Below are 15,550 nucleotides of genomic sequence, written 5' to 3' on the forward strand. Positions count from 1 at the left end.
ATCAGGACGGCAGCGGAATACCGAACTGTTGCAGCGTCGGGTTCACGTTCGAGGCGAACTTCTTCTGGTCGTTGTGCTTCTTCACGGCCTCGACGATCGCGAACACGATGCCGGCCACGCCGACCACGGCCGCGCCCACCGCCATCACCGGCGCGGCCGCCGCGAGCGCGCCGCCGACCGCGCCGGCCACGCCCTCGGCCGCCGCCGCGCCGCCCTCGACGCCGGCCGCCGCGCCTTCGGCCGCCTCGGCACCCACCGCCGCGCCCTCGGCCGCGCCTTCCGCGCCGCCCGATGCCGCCGCCGCGCCGGCCGCCTCGGCCGCCGCGCTGTCGCCGCCCAGGCCCATGAAGCCGTCACCCTTGGCGAGGTCGCTCAGCGTATCGGTGACCGTCTTCGCGTCGCTGAGCCCGCGGTGCACGTCGTCGAGGGTCTGGCCGGCCGACTGGCCGCTGCCGCCCGCGGCCGTGGTGCCGCCCGTGCCGTCGGCGGCGCCGCTGCCGGCCGTGCCGACGCCGCCCGCCTGCTGGAATTCGCCCGACATCTGCTGCATCTCGGGCGGCACCGTCTGCTGCAGGTAGGCGGCCGTGTCCGGGTCGCTCGCGAGCTTCTGGATGTCCTGCTGGAGCGCGGCCACCGTCTTGTCGACGTTGCGCAGCTTGTCCGAGCCGCCGGCCTGCACGTCCACCAGGGTCTCCATCAGCTTCACCATCACCGCCGCCTTCTGCTGCGGCGTGTAGTTCTGCGGGTTCTGGATCACGTCGCCGTTGAGCTGGCTGATGTCGGTGTTGCCGGTGATGTTCTGCAGGCTGGCGTCCTGCAGGAACTGCTGCGAGCCGGCCTGGGTGGTCGGCGCGTCGTCGTGGAGGAAGTGGTCGAGGTTCTTGGTCGAGTAGACCTGGTCGCGCTTGCTGGTGGCCTTGTCGTCGCCGCTGCGATCCAGGTCGTCGAACCCGCCGTCGGAGCCGAACGCCTGCGCGGCCGCCTTCAGCGACGCGCTGAAGCCCGCGTCCTTCTGCAGATCCTCGATCTGCTTCTGGGTGGTCAGGCCGCCGCCGCTCTTGCCGCCGTGCGTGTAGTTGTGGCCGTTCTTGCCGTTCGACTTGTGGCCCTCGGACTCGCCCGCGATCGCGTTGTAGGCCTTGAGCAGCCCCGCCGAACGCTCGACGTTCACCGAATCGGCATCCGCGTCGGGATGCTTCTTCATGTAGTCCTTGATGTCCGAATCGGCCTGATCGAGATTGGTGCTGACCTGGCCCATGAACGCGTTCATCTTCTTCGTGTCGATGGTGCCGTCGGACTTCAGCGCGCCGGTGTTCTGCAGCGCCGTCTTCAGCGACGGGTTGTCGTTGACGAACTGCATCGCGGCGGCCTTCTGCGCGTCGCTGGGCGGCTGCCCGTCGGGACCGGCCTTGCCGCTCAGGATCTGCATCGCCGCGAGCGGACGCTCGAGCGAGGCGCCCTGGTCGGGCGGCGCGAGATCGGCCCACTTCGCGAGATCGGACTGGTCGTTGGCCTGGCTGTAGCTGTCGAGCGCCGCGTACTTGCCGTCGTCGGTCGCCGCGCCGCTCGCGGCCCCCGCGCCCGCGCCCGTCGCGCCCTCCTGCGGCAGCGTGGCGGCGGCGGTCTGCGGCATCGCCAGGCTGCTCGACGGCGTCGCGTCGCTGCTGCCCGAATTGCCGCCGGCCTCCTGTTGCTGCGCGGACGACATCAGGGCGCGCACCATCTGCTGCAGTTGCGAGTCGATCTGTTCGAGCTGCTGCATGCCGGCCTGCAGGCTGCTCGACGGATCTGCCACGCCCGTCATCGACGGGGCGGCGACGGGCGGAGAAAACGGGAGCGTTGAGAGCGAGGTCATGGGAACGGAAGAGAAGAATTCGAAAAAGGAAACCCGCAGCGGCGCCCGCCGCTGCGCGTGACAGCCGCTGCGAACGGCCCGCCGCCGCGGCGGCGGGCCGCCGGCGTCAGGCGACGTCGTCGTCCTGCGCCTTCGGCATCTGCGGGCCGCCCATGCCGAAGCCGCCCGTCGCGCCGAACGGGTTCATGGCCAGGCCCTGCATGCTCATCAGCATCTGCGGGTGGAAGCCCTCGAGCGCCGGCGACGCGGAGGCGGTGGCCGTCGAGGCCGGCATCTGCACTTCGCCCTGCGCGGCCTTGCTGAAGTTCGAGGTGGCCGACAGGCCGTCCGCGCCCGCCCTGTCGGCGGTCTCGATCGCCTTGTAGGCTTGCGGGCTGGCAAGCAGCGCCTTGGCGGCGTTCTGCACGTCCGGCGGGGTGCCGGCCGGCGGGTCCATCGCCAGCTGGTACATCGCGTTCGGGTCGACGCTCTTCGTGCCCTGCTGCTGGAAGTAGGCCGACAGCGCGCCGGCCGCCGACTGCATCGTCATCGGCGAGCCGTCCGACATGGCCGGTGCGGCCTGCGTGGACTGCGCGGACTGCGCGGACTGCAGATCGTCGAGCCCGCCCTGCGCGGCCCATTGCATGTCGCCGATGCCGGCCTTGCCATCGGTGGACGCCACGTCGTGCGTCTCGATCGCCTGGAACACGTCCGGGTTCTGCAGCATGAACGCCGCGGCCTTCGACACGTCCGGCGGCGTGCCGGCCGGCGGGTTCATCGCCAGTTGGTAGAGCTGGTTCGGCGTGATCGGATCGATGCCGTTCTGCTGCATGTATGCCGACAGCGCGCCCGCCGCCGACTGCGTGGTCATGCCCGAGGTATCGATCTGGCCGATGCCGCCCGCGCCGATCGCGCCGTTGCCGGCCACGCCCTCGCCGCTGCCGGCCGTGCTCGGCAGCCCCGCGCCGCCCGTCGGCGCGCCGGCGCCGCCGGCTTCGCCGCCCGCGTTCGGCAGTGCGTTCCGGGCCTGCTGCATCAGGCTCTGGATCTGCGACATGTACCCCTGCATCAACGCACCGAGCACCTGCTCCAACTGGCTCTGGACCTGCTGCAGCGACGACTCGATCTGCGATGCCATGCCCGACACGCCGCCAAGGCTGCCGAGCGACGGCTGGATCGGCTGGCTGACGCCAAGTCCGCTAGGGAGATTCATCTATGGCCTCCTATGATGTGTTCCGAGAAACGACGCCTTGTCCTACACGCCACACGCCGCCTGTCATAGGAGGCGCAATGCCGTCGCCAATACTAGACAACGGCCGCGCCTCGGCGCTTCGCCGATCCGAATCGCGTGCCGGAAATGCGAAGCGGGGGCCAACCGTGCGCCGCGCTCGCCGGCCACGCGCGGCGAGTCGTTGCGCCTCGCCGCGCAGCGCTTCGTATCGCCGCGCGCCGGCGCCATCGGGTTGCGCTCTGATAGCGGCTTACCGACTCTGCGTCTCGCGGCCATGCACGTGTTTCCGTTCGCCGACCGGCTTGCCTGCCGGCGCAAAGCCCCTCGCGCGCGCGCGCCCGAAGGCGTCACGACCACGCCACCCGGTGCCGCGCCCTCGGCCGGCGCGTCCTGCGGCACGCGTGCGCGCATGGCGCTCGGCGCCTGCGCATTGGCGCTGCTGGCCGGCTGCGCCACGGCGCCGCCCGGCCCGCCCGACGCGGCCGTGCCCGACGCGCTGCGCGGCGCGACGCCCGAGCAGTGGCAGGAAACGCTGCACGCCGGCGGCGACGAGGTCTACCGGTGCCGCAAGGTGGCGGCGCTCGACACCGACGCGCCGGGCCAGGCGGCCGGCCACGCGCTGCGCTGGCGCGCCTACGGCCCCGAGGCCACCCTGGTGGATGCGCGCGGCCACAACGTGGGCGCGATCGCGCCGGGCCGCTACTTCCTCGCCTACGACGGCAGCTTCGCCGTCGCCCGCACCGAAACCGCCGCCATCGTCGACGCGAGCGCGCTGCCGTGGGCGCGCTATCAGGTCCACGCGAGCACCAACGCGCGCGACGGCAGCGGCGGCCGCATGACCCATCTCAGCAGCGTGCTGCGCATCAACACGCGCGGCGGGCTGCCCGCCAGCGACCGCTGCGCGCTCGAGGGCGCCACGCTTTATGTGCCGTATTTCGCGACCTATTTGTTATACCGCCGCGCCACACCTGCCCAATAACGCACCTGTTGGGATCGAGGCGTAAATCGGCGCCATTCCGGATTCGAATTTCCGCGCGCCGGCAAGCGCTTATCACGGCCGCCGTTTCGGCACCCGCATTTCGTTACTCATCAAATATCAGCAAACATTACAAACTGAAAAGTTTCTGAATGATGCCGGTCTCTACCAGTTTCCAGGTATCTGACGGAATTCTTACAAACTTGTCTGAAGGAACGCCCGGCAAGCTTACATTTTCATATCAAGGCATGATGTTTAGATGAAAAACTAAACATTGCATTCCATGATTCGAAAAACATGCCTCAATGGCACCCCAATCGTGGCAATTTCTTCCCGGCGGTTAACAATAAGTTACACCCCTGGGTTTTCGATGCCTGTACTTTCGCTCCGTGCCAGTAGCCTGCCGATTCATTTCATGTCGGGACAAGTAGAGGAGGTTCAGGTTGAAGTTTGCCGTATTAACGCCCAACGTCAGCATGTTTGAACGACTGCGCCAGCATTTTCTCGATGCCTCCGTCGAATGCATCCAATTCGAGGACGACGTCGCATTGGCGCGCGGCCTTTACCGCGACGATTACCGGGTGATCCTGGTCGACGCTGCCACCGGCATTGACGGCACGCGCACCGTGTTCGCACGCCGCGCGTTCTATGGCGGCCGGCGGGCGCCGCTGCTGGTGGTCGGCACGTTCACCGATCGCGACAGCCTCGAGCGCGCCTTCGACACCGGCGCCGACGACGTGGTGCTGGCGCCCTTCGACCGCAACGAGCTGGCGGCCCGCGCCTTTCGCGCGATGCGCCGCGTGGAGGCGGAGCCCGCTCCGCGCGACGAGCAGCGCGTCACGCTCGGCGCCTATACGCTCGACCAGCAGGCCAGCACCGTGCAGATCGCGGGCCGCAACGTGCGCGTGACCACGCGCGAGTTCGCGATCGCCTGGCTGCTGTTCTCGCGCGCCGGCGAATACGTCACGCGCCGCCAGCTGGCGGGCGCGATCTGGGGCAGCACGGAGGATATCGTCGGCCGGCGGCTGGAACAGCACATCTACAAGCTGCGCCGCAAACTGGAACTGACGGGAGAATCGGGCGTCGCGCTGCGCACCATGTATGCGCACGGCTACCGGATCGAGCAGACCGACGGCGTGGCGATCGACGCCGACGCGGAGGCGGCCCGGCACGCGCTGGCCGAGGCCCAGCTCGACAGCCTGGGGGTGCGCACGCCCGCGGCGGGGGCCGCCTGCGCACCGCAGCCCTGCGGTGGGCTGCCGTTGCCAGCCGATCGCGCAAACGTTGTCACGCCAGGCGCGGTGGCCACGGTGCATGCGCGCCACAGCCTCACGGCCTCGCTCGCGCAGCCCTGGGCCTCGTATGCGAACCCGTGGCACATCGGCGCCACCATGATCGCGAAGGCCGTACACGACGACGGCGCCGCAGCCGGCCAGCCGCTGCGCGTGCCGACGCTGTCGGGCTCGTGCAGCGAAGGTTGAGCCTGCAACCACCGGGGCCGCCGGCCCCGCCGTCCCGCCATCCGCAACATCCCGCCGCCGGCGGGATGTTGTCGTTTACGCGGGCGCCGGCGGTGATGCCGGCGCCCGCGCGCCGGACCGGGTGAGACTCAGGCGCCCAGCTGCTGCGCGAACTGCGCGGCGTACTGGTTGCGGTTCTGCATTTGCGGATCGGTGGCGCCCTCGAACTGCCGGCACCAGAGCGCCGCGGCAGCCTGCGGGGAGCCCGCGTTGTTCATCGCGTCCTTCAGCCCCGGCATGTCGTTGGCCTCCTTGATCATGAACTGCACCTGCGTGCCGAGGTCGGTGACCGGCTTGCCCTGCTGCTGCGCGAACTGCTCGAGCGCCTCCTTGCGCGAGCCGCCCCACTGCGCGAGGCCGTAGCCGTGCGCGTTGTCGTCGGCGTTGTTCGACGACGGGCCGCCCGTCTGGCCGCCCTGGTTGATGTCGGGCTGCAGGCCGCTTTCCTGCTGCAGATTGCCGAGAATGCCGGCGATCGCGTTGTCGTTGTAGCCCGCGTCCTTCAGGGCGCTGGCGATCTGGTTCGCGTTGTCGCCGCCGAGGCTCGTGACGGGCGTGCCGCTGCCGGCGCCGGTGGTGCCAGGCGAGGCATCCACCGGCGCGCCGGCGCCCGGGCCGCCCGCTGCCGGCATACTGCCGCCACCGCCGCCGCCCGTCGGCGCGGCCGCCAGGTTCTGCGCCGGCGCGAAACCGCCTGCGCCTGCGGCACCGCCCCCGCCGGGCCCGGAGCCGGCGCCCTGCTGCGCGGCCTGCTTGAGCATCTGAATGATCTGGGACATCTGCGCGATGTCCTGGAGCAGTTGCGCGATGATCTGCGCGATCTGGTTCATCTGCGTGCTGCTGGCGCTGTTCGCGCCGCCCAGCGGATCGCTCGACGACAGCGCGTCGAGGCCCGAAGGCTGGCTGGGGCTGGAAATCATGAGCGACATGGGCGACTCCTGGTTGGAACGGCGGATCTGCCGACACATCGCACTATAAGGAGGCCCCCGCAAGCGGCCCGCGCGCGGCACGAAGCGCCCGCCTGCGATGCGAAACGAGCGCGGGGCCGGCCCGCGGCGCGCAGCGCCTCGCGGCCGGCCCCGTCCCGCGAGCCCGCGCCTGCACCGGCCCGCTCAGCTGCCCGCGTCGATGATGCGCGGCGTCAGCAGGAACACGGTTTCGTTGTGGTTGTGCTGGTCGCTGTTGTTGCGGAACAGCGCGCCGAGCAGCGGGATCTTCGAAAGGAACGGCACGCCCGTCACGCCGTTGGCGGTCTTGTCGGTGGTGAAGCCGGCGATCAGCAGGCTCTCGCCCTCGCCGACGAAGGCCTGCGTGTTGATCTGGCTGGTCGTGATCACCGGAATGTTGTCCACCTGCTGCTGGGTCAGCGAACCGTTCTCGATGTGGACGCTGAGCTTGATGCGCGTGCCGTCGCGGTCGTGCACGATGAGCGGCAGCACGCGCAGCGACACGCCGGTGGACACGCTGTAGAGGTCCGCCGAGGTGTAGCCCTGCACCCGCACGTAGAACTTGGTGGTGTTGTCCATGGTGGCCTCGACGTTGTCGAGCGTCGCGACCAGCGGGGTCGCGTCGATCTTCGCCTTCGAGTTGGACTGCAGCGCGTTCACGCTGGCCAGCAGGTAGCGCCCCGCGCCGCCCACCACCGCCGAGATCGCGGCGCCCGCGGGCGTGGCGTTGACGATGGTGCTGCCGGGGCCGGCCTGCTGCACGGAGCCGAAGGTCGGGTTCAGCTGGCCGGTGGAGAACGAGTTCTGCGCGGCCTGCCCGTTGCCGGTCTGGAAGTCGAGATGGCTGCCGTGCGCGCGCCAGTCCACGCCGATCTGCTGCAGCGTGTTGTCGTCGATCTCGATGATGTGCGCCTGGATCTCGACGATCTGCGGGCGCACGTCGAGCTGCCGGATCAGGTCCTCGTACTGGCCGACGCGGTCCGGCGTGTCGCGGATCAGCACCGAGTTGGTGATCGGGTCCGGCTGGATCACCGGCAGGCCGTCGCTGCCGTTGGTCACCGCCACGTCGTTGCCGTTCAGGTCGCCGAAGCCGCCGCCGCGCCGGCGCCGCGTGTAACCGCCGCCGCCACCGTTGTCGTAGACGCCGCCGAACGCCTGCCCCGCGGCGCCCACCGACTGCGAGCCCATCATCGAGGGCGGCAGCGGCGGCGGCTGCACGCCGCCGCCATTGCCGCCGCCGATCGAGCCGGTCGACGAGCCCGACACGTCGTTCATCGACTGCACGCGCTGCATGTTCGGCGCCGTGCTCGGCTGGCCGCCGCCCGACCCCGCTTTCACGCTGTACATGTTGCCGAGGATGGTGGCCACGCCCGGCACGGTCACGCTGTTGCCGTCCACCTGCACGGTGTGGTCGGTGGCCCAGGCGTTCTTGAGCTTGTAGATGCGGATCACCGAGCCCGAGCGATGGGCGGTGCTGGCATCGAGCCGGGAGGCCACGTCGGCCACCATCTGCACGTACTGCGCGGGGCCGCTCACCAGCACGGTGCCCGAGCTGGCGTCGTAGCTGAGCGGGAAGCGCGGATCGTCGAGACCGATCTGCCTGAGCGTCGAACGCAGCGCGCCGATCTCGCTGTGATCGAGCTGCAGCACCTGGCGCGTCACGTCGTTCGCGCTGCTGATCGACAGCACGTTGCCATCGTAGAACCAGATGAAGCCGAAGGTCGAGGCGAGCGTGTCGAGGAACCGCTGCGGCGACAGGTCGAAGCGGCCCGTCACGGTGCCCTGCACGTTCTGCGCGATCGAGGCCGCGATCCCCTGGCTGGCCGCGAAATCGCGCAGTACGTCCTTCAGATCCTTGCCGTCGAGCTGCACGTGGACGGTAGCGCTGCGCCAGCGCACGGGCGCCGCGTCGGCCGCGCCGGGCAGGCAGGCGAGGGTCGCCGCCGCGAGGCACGCGGCGGCAGCAAGCTGCTTCACTCTCATGGTGTCGAATCGGAAAGAAAGGTGGGAGAAGCGGGGTTCAGCGCTCGAGCGTCTCGGAGGGCGCTTCGCGGAATTGCTTGCGATAGCCCGTCACCAGCGTCGAGCGGCTTTGCACGCCCCAGCGGCGCGCGGTCTCGAGCACGCGCTGGTCACCCGCGTCGGCGTGGTCGATCAGCGCCTCGCGGATGCGCTCCATGCGGCGCGTGCGGATCAGCTCGCTCGGCGAGAGGCCCAGGCAGCTCTTGAACGCGCTTTGCAGCGCCCGCTCGGTCACGCCGATCTGGGTGGCGATCTCGCGCACCGACAGGTCGGCGCGATCGAGGTTGTCGAGCACGTAGCGATAGGCGCGCCGGTACTTCGCCGGCAGCCGCGCGCTGACGTCGTCGGGCGCGGCCTTCGGCTGGCGGTCGAGCGCCGGGGTGCGCACGTGCGAATCCTCGCGCAGGCACTGCATCGCCACCAGCGCGTAGCGGCTGTACCACTGCAGCGATTCCTGGGCGCGGCCCTGGGTCTCGCGCAGCTTGGCCGAGCAATAGAGATATTCGAGCTGGCGATGGCCGGTGTCGGAGCCGCGCACGCCCTGGTGCAGCGGCTCGACGATGCTCTGCGCGACATGCGGCGCGTCGCCGACGAAGGTGGCCAGCGCGATCTCCAGGCGCACCGCGCGCTGGTAGTCGGCGAAGCCCTGCTCGCGAATCCGTTCGAGATAGGCGCAGACCTTGGCGATCGCGTCGCGATCGCCGCCCGCCACGCTGCGCAGGGCGCGCAGGTAGGCCACGCGCGCGGCCAGCAGCGGCGCGCGCACGCCGGCAGCGGCGGCCTGCAGCGCCTCGGCGAAGCCGATGCGCGGCGCGGCCACGTAGGCGGCCGGACTCGCCAGCGCGGCCGAGCGCCAGTAGACGTGATCGTGCAGGGCATTGGCGCAGCGCAGCTCGTGCTGCGCGATCAGGTCGAAGCGCAGCGCCGTGACCAGCTCGCGCCAGCGCGTGCTGGTGGGCACCACTTCGGCGAGCGCGTCGAGCGCCTCACGCGTGCGGCCCAGCTCGTGCAGCGCGCAGGCGATGCCGATGCGTGCCTCGATGCGGCGCGCCGGGTGGGCCTCGGTCTCTTCGGCGGCGCGCGCGAAACAGGCCAGCGCGGTACCGATGCGATGGCGGAACAGCGCCTGCCACGCGGCGTTGCGGCAGGTGGCGACGCGAATCTCGGCCTTCGAGGCACGCATCCGGCGCTGCGCGCGGCGGTAGGCATCCTCGGCCTCGGCGTCGAAGCCGAGCACCAGTTGCAGATCGGCGTGCCACTGCAGATCCCGCGCGCTCACGCCCGCGGCCGACTCGTCCAGACGGCGGCCCGACTGCTGCACCGCGGCGGCGAATTCGCCGTCGAGGATCGAATCGACCGCGCGGGCCGCGACATCGGAGCCGGCATCCTCGTCGGACGCGGCCAGCGCGGACACCACCGGAAAATAGAGCATCGAAAACATGAGGCGACTCTCCTTGCTGTTGCCTGGGCACCGGATCGCGGCGCAGTTCGAGCAATGTAGTCGGGGCCTCGTTTTCGAACTCTCAGTTTGGCTGAGCAATCTTCAGCAATGATGCCGATTTGAGATTCGCGCACGGCGGGGCACGGCCTCGTGCGAGTCTCATGATTGCTCAGGCGAACTTCTTGCCGGCCTGCCTCGCGCGCGCGGCACTTTTGGCGCACGAAACCTCACTTTGTATGAGCGGCGCCGTCGCGCGCGGCATCGGCCCAGGCCTGGAATTGCGAGGTGAACGCGCTCAGCGTGAGCTGGTCGCGTACCTGATCGACGAACACGCCGACGAACAGCGCCAGCAGCAGCACCGCCACCGCGCCCTTCACGGGCTGGCTCAGGCCCATCAGTTCGAGCTTGCTGGCCGACTTCGCCGCGAACGCGAAGGCGAAGTCGATCAGCAGCAAAATCATCACGGCCGGAGCGGCGAGCTTGGCCACCTGCTGCATCAGCGTATCGGTCTGCTTCATCGCGAAGGCCTCGAGCACGTTCGACACGTCGATGGTCGGCGCGTTGAGCGGCCACCAGTGATATGACTGATAGAGCGTGCCGAGCAGGAAGGTCATGCCGCCGAGGCTCCAGAACGCCATCGTGGCCACCTGCTGCAGCAGCGTGGCGGTCGGCGTGGCCTGCTCGTTGCGCAGCGGGTTCTGCACCTGCGCATTGTTGTAGCCGGTCAGGTCGTCGATGTAGTAGCCGGCGCATTCGGCCACCCAGAATACCGACGAGGCCGCGAAGCCGAGCACCAGCCCGATCATCCCCTCGCGCAGGCCGATCTCGACGAGTGCCGCGCCATGCAGCCCGTCGGCAAACGCGAGCGGCTGGCCGTAGGCCACGAAGGTGCTGAACAGCAGCACGATGGCGTTGCGCACCGGGCCTTGCAGCACGCCGTCGGCCGACGGCGGGAAGATCGTCACGATCACGAACAGGCGCACCGAGCAGACGCCGATCAGCGTCAGATAACCCATCACGAGACGGGTCACGTCGGGCAGGACCTGCAGCGTCGGACTCACGCAGCCGCCCGGTCGCGCGCGCGGCGCGCCAGCACGCCATCCTCGGCCTCGTCGTCGGCCGCGTCGTCCTCGGCGCGCTGGTAGCCGCGCCGCATCGCCGCGATGCGCTGCTGGCAGGCATCCACGCTGCCGAGGTTGCGCGCGATCGTGCGGTTGGTCCCGGCGATCGCGGCGGCCGCGTCGTCCACCGCCTGGCGCGCCGCCTCCAGCTGCGCCTCGCTCGCGTGGAGCCGCTCGCTGGCGATGCCCAGCACGCTCCTGCAGGCACTGAAGTCGTCGAGCACGAACGGCGCCGCGCCGGTGGTCATCGCGTCGAGCTGGTCGTTGATCGACTGCACGGCCGCCAGATCGCGCTCCACCTGCTCGTGCGCGACCGCGAGGTCGGCCTCGCGCTGCGCGAGCGCGGCGCGCTGCGCGACGAGCTGCGCGCGCAGCGCGTCGTTCTGCTTGCGGCGGCGCTCGCTCGCGCGGTTCAGCGCGATCGCGCGGCGGTCGCGTGCCAGGCGTGCGTCGGCGCTCATGCGCTCACCCCGGACAGTTCGTGCAGATACGCGCCGGTTTCGTCGTAGGGCGCGTAGTCGCGGGTGCGCTGGCAGAGGAACGCGCGGATCGCGTCGGCCTTCTGGATCGCCTCGTCGGCGAGCGGGTTCTGGCCGGGCTGGTATTCGCCCACCTGCAGCAGCACCTCCACCTCGCGATGCTTGGCCATCAGCTCGCGAATCCGCGAGGCCGCGCGCGCGTGCGCATCGGGCACCACCAGCGACATCACGCGCGACAGGCTGCCGAGCACGTCGATCGCCGGATACTGGTTCTTCGCCGCGATCTCGCGCGACAGGATCATGTGGCCGTCCAGGATGCCTCGCACTTCCTCGGCCACCGGGTCGCCGCCCGTCTCGTCCTCGGCCAGCACCGTGTAGAGCGCCGTGATCGAGCCGGTCGCGCCCATGCCGGTGCGCTCCAGCAGGCGCGGCAGCTCGGCGAACACCGAGGGCGGGAAGCCGCGCCGCGCCGGCGGCTCGCCCGCGGCCAGGCCGATCTCGCGGCCGGCACGCGCGAAACGCGTCAGCGAATCCATCATCAGCAGCACGCGCAGGCCGCGGTCGCGGAAGTATTCGGCGATCGCGGTGGCCGTGTGCGCGGCCTTGGCGCGCTCCATCGACGAACGGTCCGAGGTCGCGCACACCACCACCGAACGCGCCATGCCCTCCGGGCCGAGGATCAGCTCGATGAATTCGCGCACTTCGCGGCCCCGTTCGCCGATCAGCGCGATCACGTTGATGTCGCAGGCCGCGCCGCGCGCGAACATGCCCATCAGCGTCGACTTGCCGACGCCGGCCGGCGCGAAGATGCCCATCCGCTGCCCTTCGCCGAGCGTCATCATGGCATCGACCACGCGCACGCCGGTGGGCATCGGCGTGTCCACCATGCGCCGCTTCATCGGGTCGGGCGGCTGCACGATCACCGGGCGCCAGTCGTCGGAGTCGAGCGGCGGGCCGCCGTCGATCGGCTCGCCGAGGCCGTCGAGCACGCGGCCGAGCAACTGGTCGCCGACCTGGATCGACAGCGGCCGGCCGAGGCCGATCACCTGGGTGGCGCGCGACACGTTCTCGAGCCGCGAGAACGGCGAGAGCAGCGCCACGTCGCGCGTGAAGCCCACCACCTCGGCGCGCTGCAGCAGCGTGCCGTCGGGCGCGCGCAGCTCGCAGAGTTCGCCGAGCGTGACGTCGAGGCCGGACACCTTGATCACCGTGCCGACCACTTCCATGACCTTGCCGGTGCGCGCCACGGCGGGCACGGCGAGGATCTCGCGCTCGATCGCGTCGGTCAGCCGCTCGAAATCGTCGGTGCGCGACAGCCAGGACAGGTTCATCGGCCGCCTCCGGCCTGGGCAGACGTGGCGCAGGGATCGCCCTGGGCCGGCTGCGGGTCGCGGTGGCGCTCGTCGGGCAGATAGCCCTGCGTGCTCGGCTGCGGAGCGCGGTGGCGTTCGTCGGGCAGATAGCCCTGCGCCGCATACGGATCGGCATCCGGGCTCGCATACGGATCCGCGTCGCCCCGGGCCGGGCCGTCCGCTGCCGCATAGGGATCGTCGCCGACGGCCGCAGGCGCGCCGCCCGCACCGCCCGCACCGCCCCGCGGATCGGCGCCGGGCGCGCCCTCGTCCGGCGCGGCCGACTCGATCTCGGCCAGCGTGCGCTTGAGCGCGCGCGACACCGCGCCGTGCATCGCGCGCAGCTGGGTGTCGAGGCTCGCGTCCACGGCGCCGAAATCGGATTCGCAGACGCAGCTGCCGGGCGCGAGCCGCTTGTCGCCCACCACCGACATCGGGATCGGCCGGCCCAGCTCGCGCCAGCGCGTGGCGAGCCGGTCGAAGGTGTCCTTGGCGCTGTCGAGATCGTCGGGATGCACGGCCACGCGCAGATAGGTCGCGCCGTCCACGATCCGCTCGACCGAGGCCAGCGCGCGCTCGAACAGCGCCGCGCGGTTCTCGGTGCGCACGATCTGCTCCACGGCCGAGGCGACGATGTCGGCGAGCCGCTCGCGCATGCGCACCTGCAGCTGGTTCTGCGCGTGCGCGACGTCGGCGAGCCGGTCCATCCAGTCGCCGAGCGCGCGGTCGTAGCCGTCGCGATAGCCGGCGCGCGCGGCGGCGTCGCGCTCGCGCTGGGCCGCGTCGAGGATCTCGCCGGCCTGCTCGCGGCCCGCGTCGACGATCCGCTCGGCCTCGTCGCGGGCGGCCTCGATCAGCGCGGCGCGATCGGCGGCGAGCGCCGCGTAGGCGTCCTCGAGCGACACCAGCGTGCCGAACGTCTCGCGCGGCAGCACGTCGGCGGCCGCGCCCAGGCGGGCCGGCATCACGCTCGGGTCGTGCGGGTGATGGGCGTCCCGCGGACGGCTCAACCAAATAGCCATGCCACCTCCGGCATCAGTTCGGGCATCCGCGCGAACAGCCGCACGGAACCGGCCGCATCCAGGCCGCTCGCGGCCGGCAGCGAGGCCGGCGGCGCCAGCGCGCGCGGCAGCGCGAGCCGCGTCAGCGACGGCGGACGCGAGTCGGCCGCGCCGCCCGCGTCACGCGCGAGCAGCAGCCAGCCCTCGGCGGCCATCGCGGTGGCGTCGAGCCGGGCGAGCGGCGGCAGGCCGGTCTTCATCGTCAGGTGGGCCACGTCGGGCGCGTCGGCCGCATGCGGGTCCTGCGCGATCGCGTCGGGGTGGACGCCGGTCCACTCCGCCAGCCGCGAGCGCGTCTGCCTGTCGATCAGCCGGCGCACCTCGGCGCGCCGGAACGACAGCGAACGCACGCGCAGCACGGCGAGTGCCTGCGCCGTCGGCAGCGCGTCGAGCAGCGCGAGATTGGGCTTCGGGCCGATGCCGGGCGCGCTGCCGGCCAGACCGAGCACGGCGGCCGTGGCGAACGCGCCGAACGGCGGCTCGCGCACGCCGGCCGCGCGCGCGAACGCGTGCGAGCAGGCGCGGCGCGCGGCGGCCGAGGCGCGGGCGAGCGCGTCGCGCCAGCCGCCGTCGGGCAGCGCGGACCACGACGCGTCGGCCCACAGGGCCGCGCTGTCGAGGTTGTCGCGATAGCCGTTCAGCGCGGCGGCCACGCGCTGCGGGGGATAGAAAGCAGCAGACGCCATGCGGTTCGCGGCGGGCCGCTCAGTTCGCGGGGCGCGGGCGCAGCCGCGCGGTCAGCGCGCCGAGCCTGCCGCGCAGGCCGGTGGCCGGCTCCTGGAGGTCCGCGCCCGCGGCGCCGCCGTCCTGGCCGTCGCCTTGCGGCAGCTGGCGGCGCAGCACCACCAGCAGCGCCGCCGCGACGATCAGGATCGCCCCGGCAGCGCCGCTCACGATCCACACCACCGGCAGGCCGCCGCGCGGCGGAAGCGGCTGGCGCGCCAGGTCGGACGGATCGGCCGCCACGGCCGTCACGCTGACCTGGTCGTAGGTGAGCCCCTCCACGCTGTGCATCACCAGCGTCTTGATCTGCGGCACCAGCGCGCCGACATCGGAATTGGGCCGGTACTTGATGAACACGGCCGCCGACGAGGGCTTGATGGTCTGCGCGAGCGGGTCGTTGTTCGGCAGCACGATCTGCACGCGCGCCACCAGCACGCCGTCGATCTTCGAGAGCGTCGACGACAGCTCCTGCGACATGCCATAGATGAAGCGCACGCGCTCCTCGGTCGGCGTCGAGACGAGGCCGTCCTTCTTGAACAGGTCGCCGAGATTGTCGAAGCGGCTCTTGGGCAGGCCGCGCGAGCGCAGCGCTTCCATCGCGCGCACCATCTGGTCGCCGTCGACCTCGAGCGTCCAGGTCTTGCCGGCGTCGGGCGTCTCCTTGGACGCGTCGACCCCGTTCTCGAGCAGCGCCACGACCATCTCGTTGACGTCCTGCTCGGACAGGTTTCCGTACAGCTCCTTCTTGCAGCCGGCGAGCAGCGCGCAGAGCGCGAACCCGCCCGCGACGGACGCGCGCCGCCATCCGGACCGTGACTGTGACATGGGGTAATTTCCGCGGCT

Annotated in this window: 13 protein-coding genes; 2 read left to right on the top strand and 11 right to left on the bottom strand. The window is 71.0% G+C overall.

The annotated features are described in order from the left end of the window. Position 1: 1 nt before the first annotated feature. Positions 2 to 1,804, bottom strand: a complete 1,803-nt coding sequence (locus KS03_RS01820) for a type III effector HrpK domain-containing protein (protein ID WP_232252195.1) — start codon at positions 1,802 to 1,804, stop codon at positions 2 to 4. A gap of 157 nt (positions 1,805 to 1,961) precedes the next feature. Continuing rightward, on the bottom strand, positions 1,962 to 3,047 hold the full coding sequence (locus KS03_RS01825) for a hypothetical protein (RefSeq protein ID WP_012733118.1): 1,086 nt from the start codon (positions 3,045 to 3,047) through the stop codon (positions 1,962 to 1,964). 37 nt (positions 3,048 to 3,084) lie between these two features. Between KS03_RS01825 and KS03_RS01830 the strand changes: the two genes are divergently transcribed. Then, entirely contained in the window at positions 3,085 to 4,044 is a 960-nt protein-coding gene (locus KS03_RS01830; RefSeq protein WP_232252197.1) for a DUF3455 domain-containing protein, read from the top strand. 473 nt (positions 4,045 to 4,517) lie between these two features. Beyond that, positions 4,518 to 5,522 (top strand): winged helix-turn-helix transcriptional regulator, encoded by a 1,005-nt coding sequence (locus KS03_RS01835; protein WP_230674395.1) that lies wholly within the window; start codon positions 4,518 to 4,520, stop codon positions 5,520 to 5,522. Between the two features lie 128 nt (positions 5,523 to 5,650). Here the strand turns inward: KS03_RS01835 and KS03_RS01840 are convergent, their stop codons facing one another. From KS03_RS01840 to sctJ, 9 genes are all read right to left on the bottom strand, one after another. Beyond that, entirely contained in the window at positions 5,651 to 6,490 is an 840-nt protein-coding gene (locus tag KS03_RS01840) for a phage tail tip lysozyme (RefSeq protein ID WP_051415295.1), read from the bottom strand. A gap of 183 nt (positions 6,491 to 6,673) precedes the next feature. Beyond that, positions 6,674 to 8,491, bottom strand: coding sequence for a type III secretion system outer membrane ring subunit SctC (sctC, locus tag KS03_RS01845; protein ID WP_012733114.1), 1,818 nt, complete (start codon positions 8,489 to 8,491; stop codon positions 6,674 to 6,676). Positions 8,492 to 8,528: 37 nt separating this feature from the next. Beyond that, on the bottom strand, positions 8,529 to 9,971 hold the full coding sequence (locus tag KS03_RS01850; protein ID WP_017433146.1) for a helix-turn-helix transcriptional regulator: 1,443 nt from the start codon (positions 9,969 to 9,971) through the stop codon (positions 8,529 to 8,531). 227 nt (positions 9,972 to 10,198) lie between these two features. Further along, on the bottom strand, positions 10,199 to 11,032 hold the full coding sequence (gene sctT / locus KS03_RS01855) for a type III secretion system export apparatus subunit SctT (RefSeq protein WP_012733112.1): 834 nt from the start codon (positions 11,030 to 11,032) through the stop codon (positions 10,199 to 10,201). After that, positions 11,029 to 11,553 (bottom strand): type III secretion protein, encoded by a 525-nt coding sequence (locus KS03_RS01860; RefSeq protein WP_017433147.1) that lies wholly within the window; start codon positions 11,551 to 11,553, stop codon positions 11,029 to 11,031. Before KS03_RS01860 ends, sctT begins: the two co-directional genes overlap by 4 nt. Next, a complete protein-coding gene (gene sctN / locus KS03_RS01865) occupies positions 11,550 to 12,902 on the bottom strand; it encodes a type III secretion system ATPase SctN (protein ID WP_012733110.1) in 1,353 nt (450 codons plus the stop codon). The genes KS03_RS01860 and sctN overlap by 4 nt, the downstream gene beginning before the upstream one ends. Beyond that, positions 12,899 to 13,888, bottom strand: coding sequence for a type III secretion system stator protein SctL (gene sctL / locus KS03_RS01870; protein WP_230674396.1), 990 nt, complete (start codon positions 13,886 to 13,888; stop codon positions 12,899 to 12,901). Before sctL ends, sctN begins: the two co-directional genes overlap by 4 nt. A 41-nt stretch (positions 13,889 to 13,929) precedes the next feature. Further along, on the bottom strand, positions 13,930 to 14,670 hold the full coding sequence (locus KS03_RS01875; protein ID WP_012733108.1) for a type III secretion protein HrpB4: 741 nt from the start codon (positions 14,668 to 14,670) through the stop codon (positions 13,930 to 13,932). Positions 14,671 to 14,689: 19 nt separating this feature from the next. Next, positions 14,690 to 15,532, bottom strand: a complete 843-nt coding sequence (sctJ, locus tag KS03_RS01880; RefSeq protein ID WP_012733107.1) for a type III secretion system inner membrane ring lipoprotein SctJ — start codon at positions 15,530 to 15,532, stop codon at positions 14,690 to 14,692. Between the last annotated feature and the right edge of the window lie 18 nt (positions 15,533 to 15,550).

The organism is Burkholderia glumae LMG 2196 = ATCC 33617, from assembly GCF_000960995.1.
In the GTDB taxonomy this organism is placed as follows: Bacteria; Pseudomonadota; Gammaproteobacteria; order Burkholderiales; family Burkholderiaceae; genus Burkholderia; species Burkholderia glumae.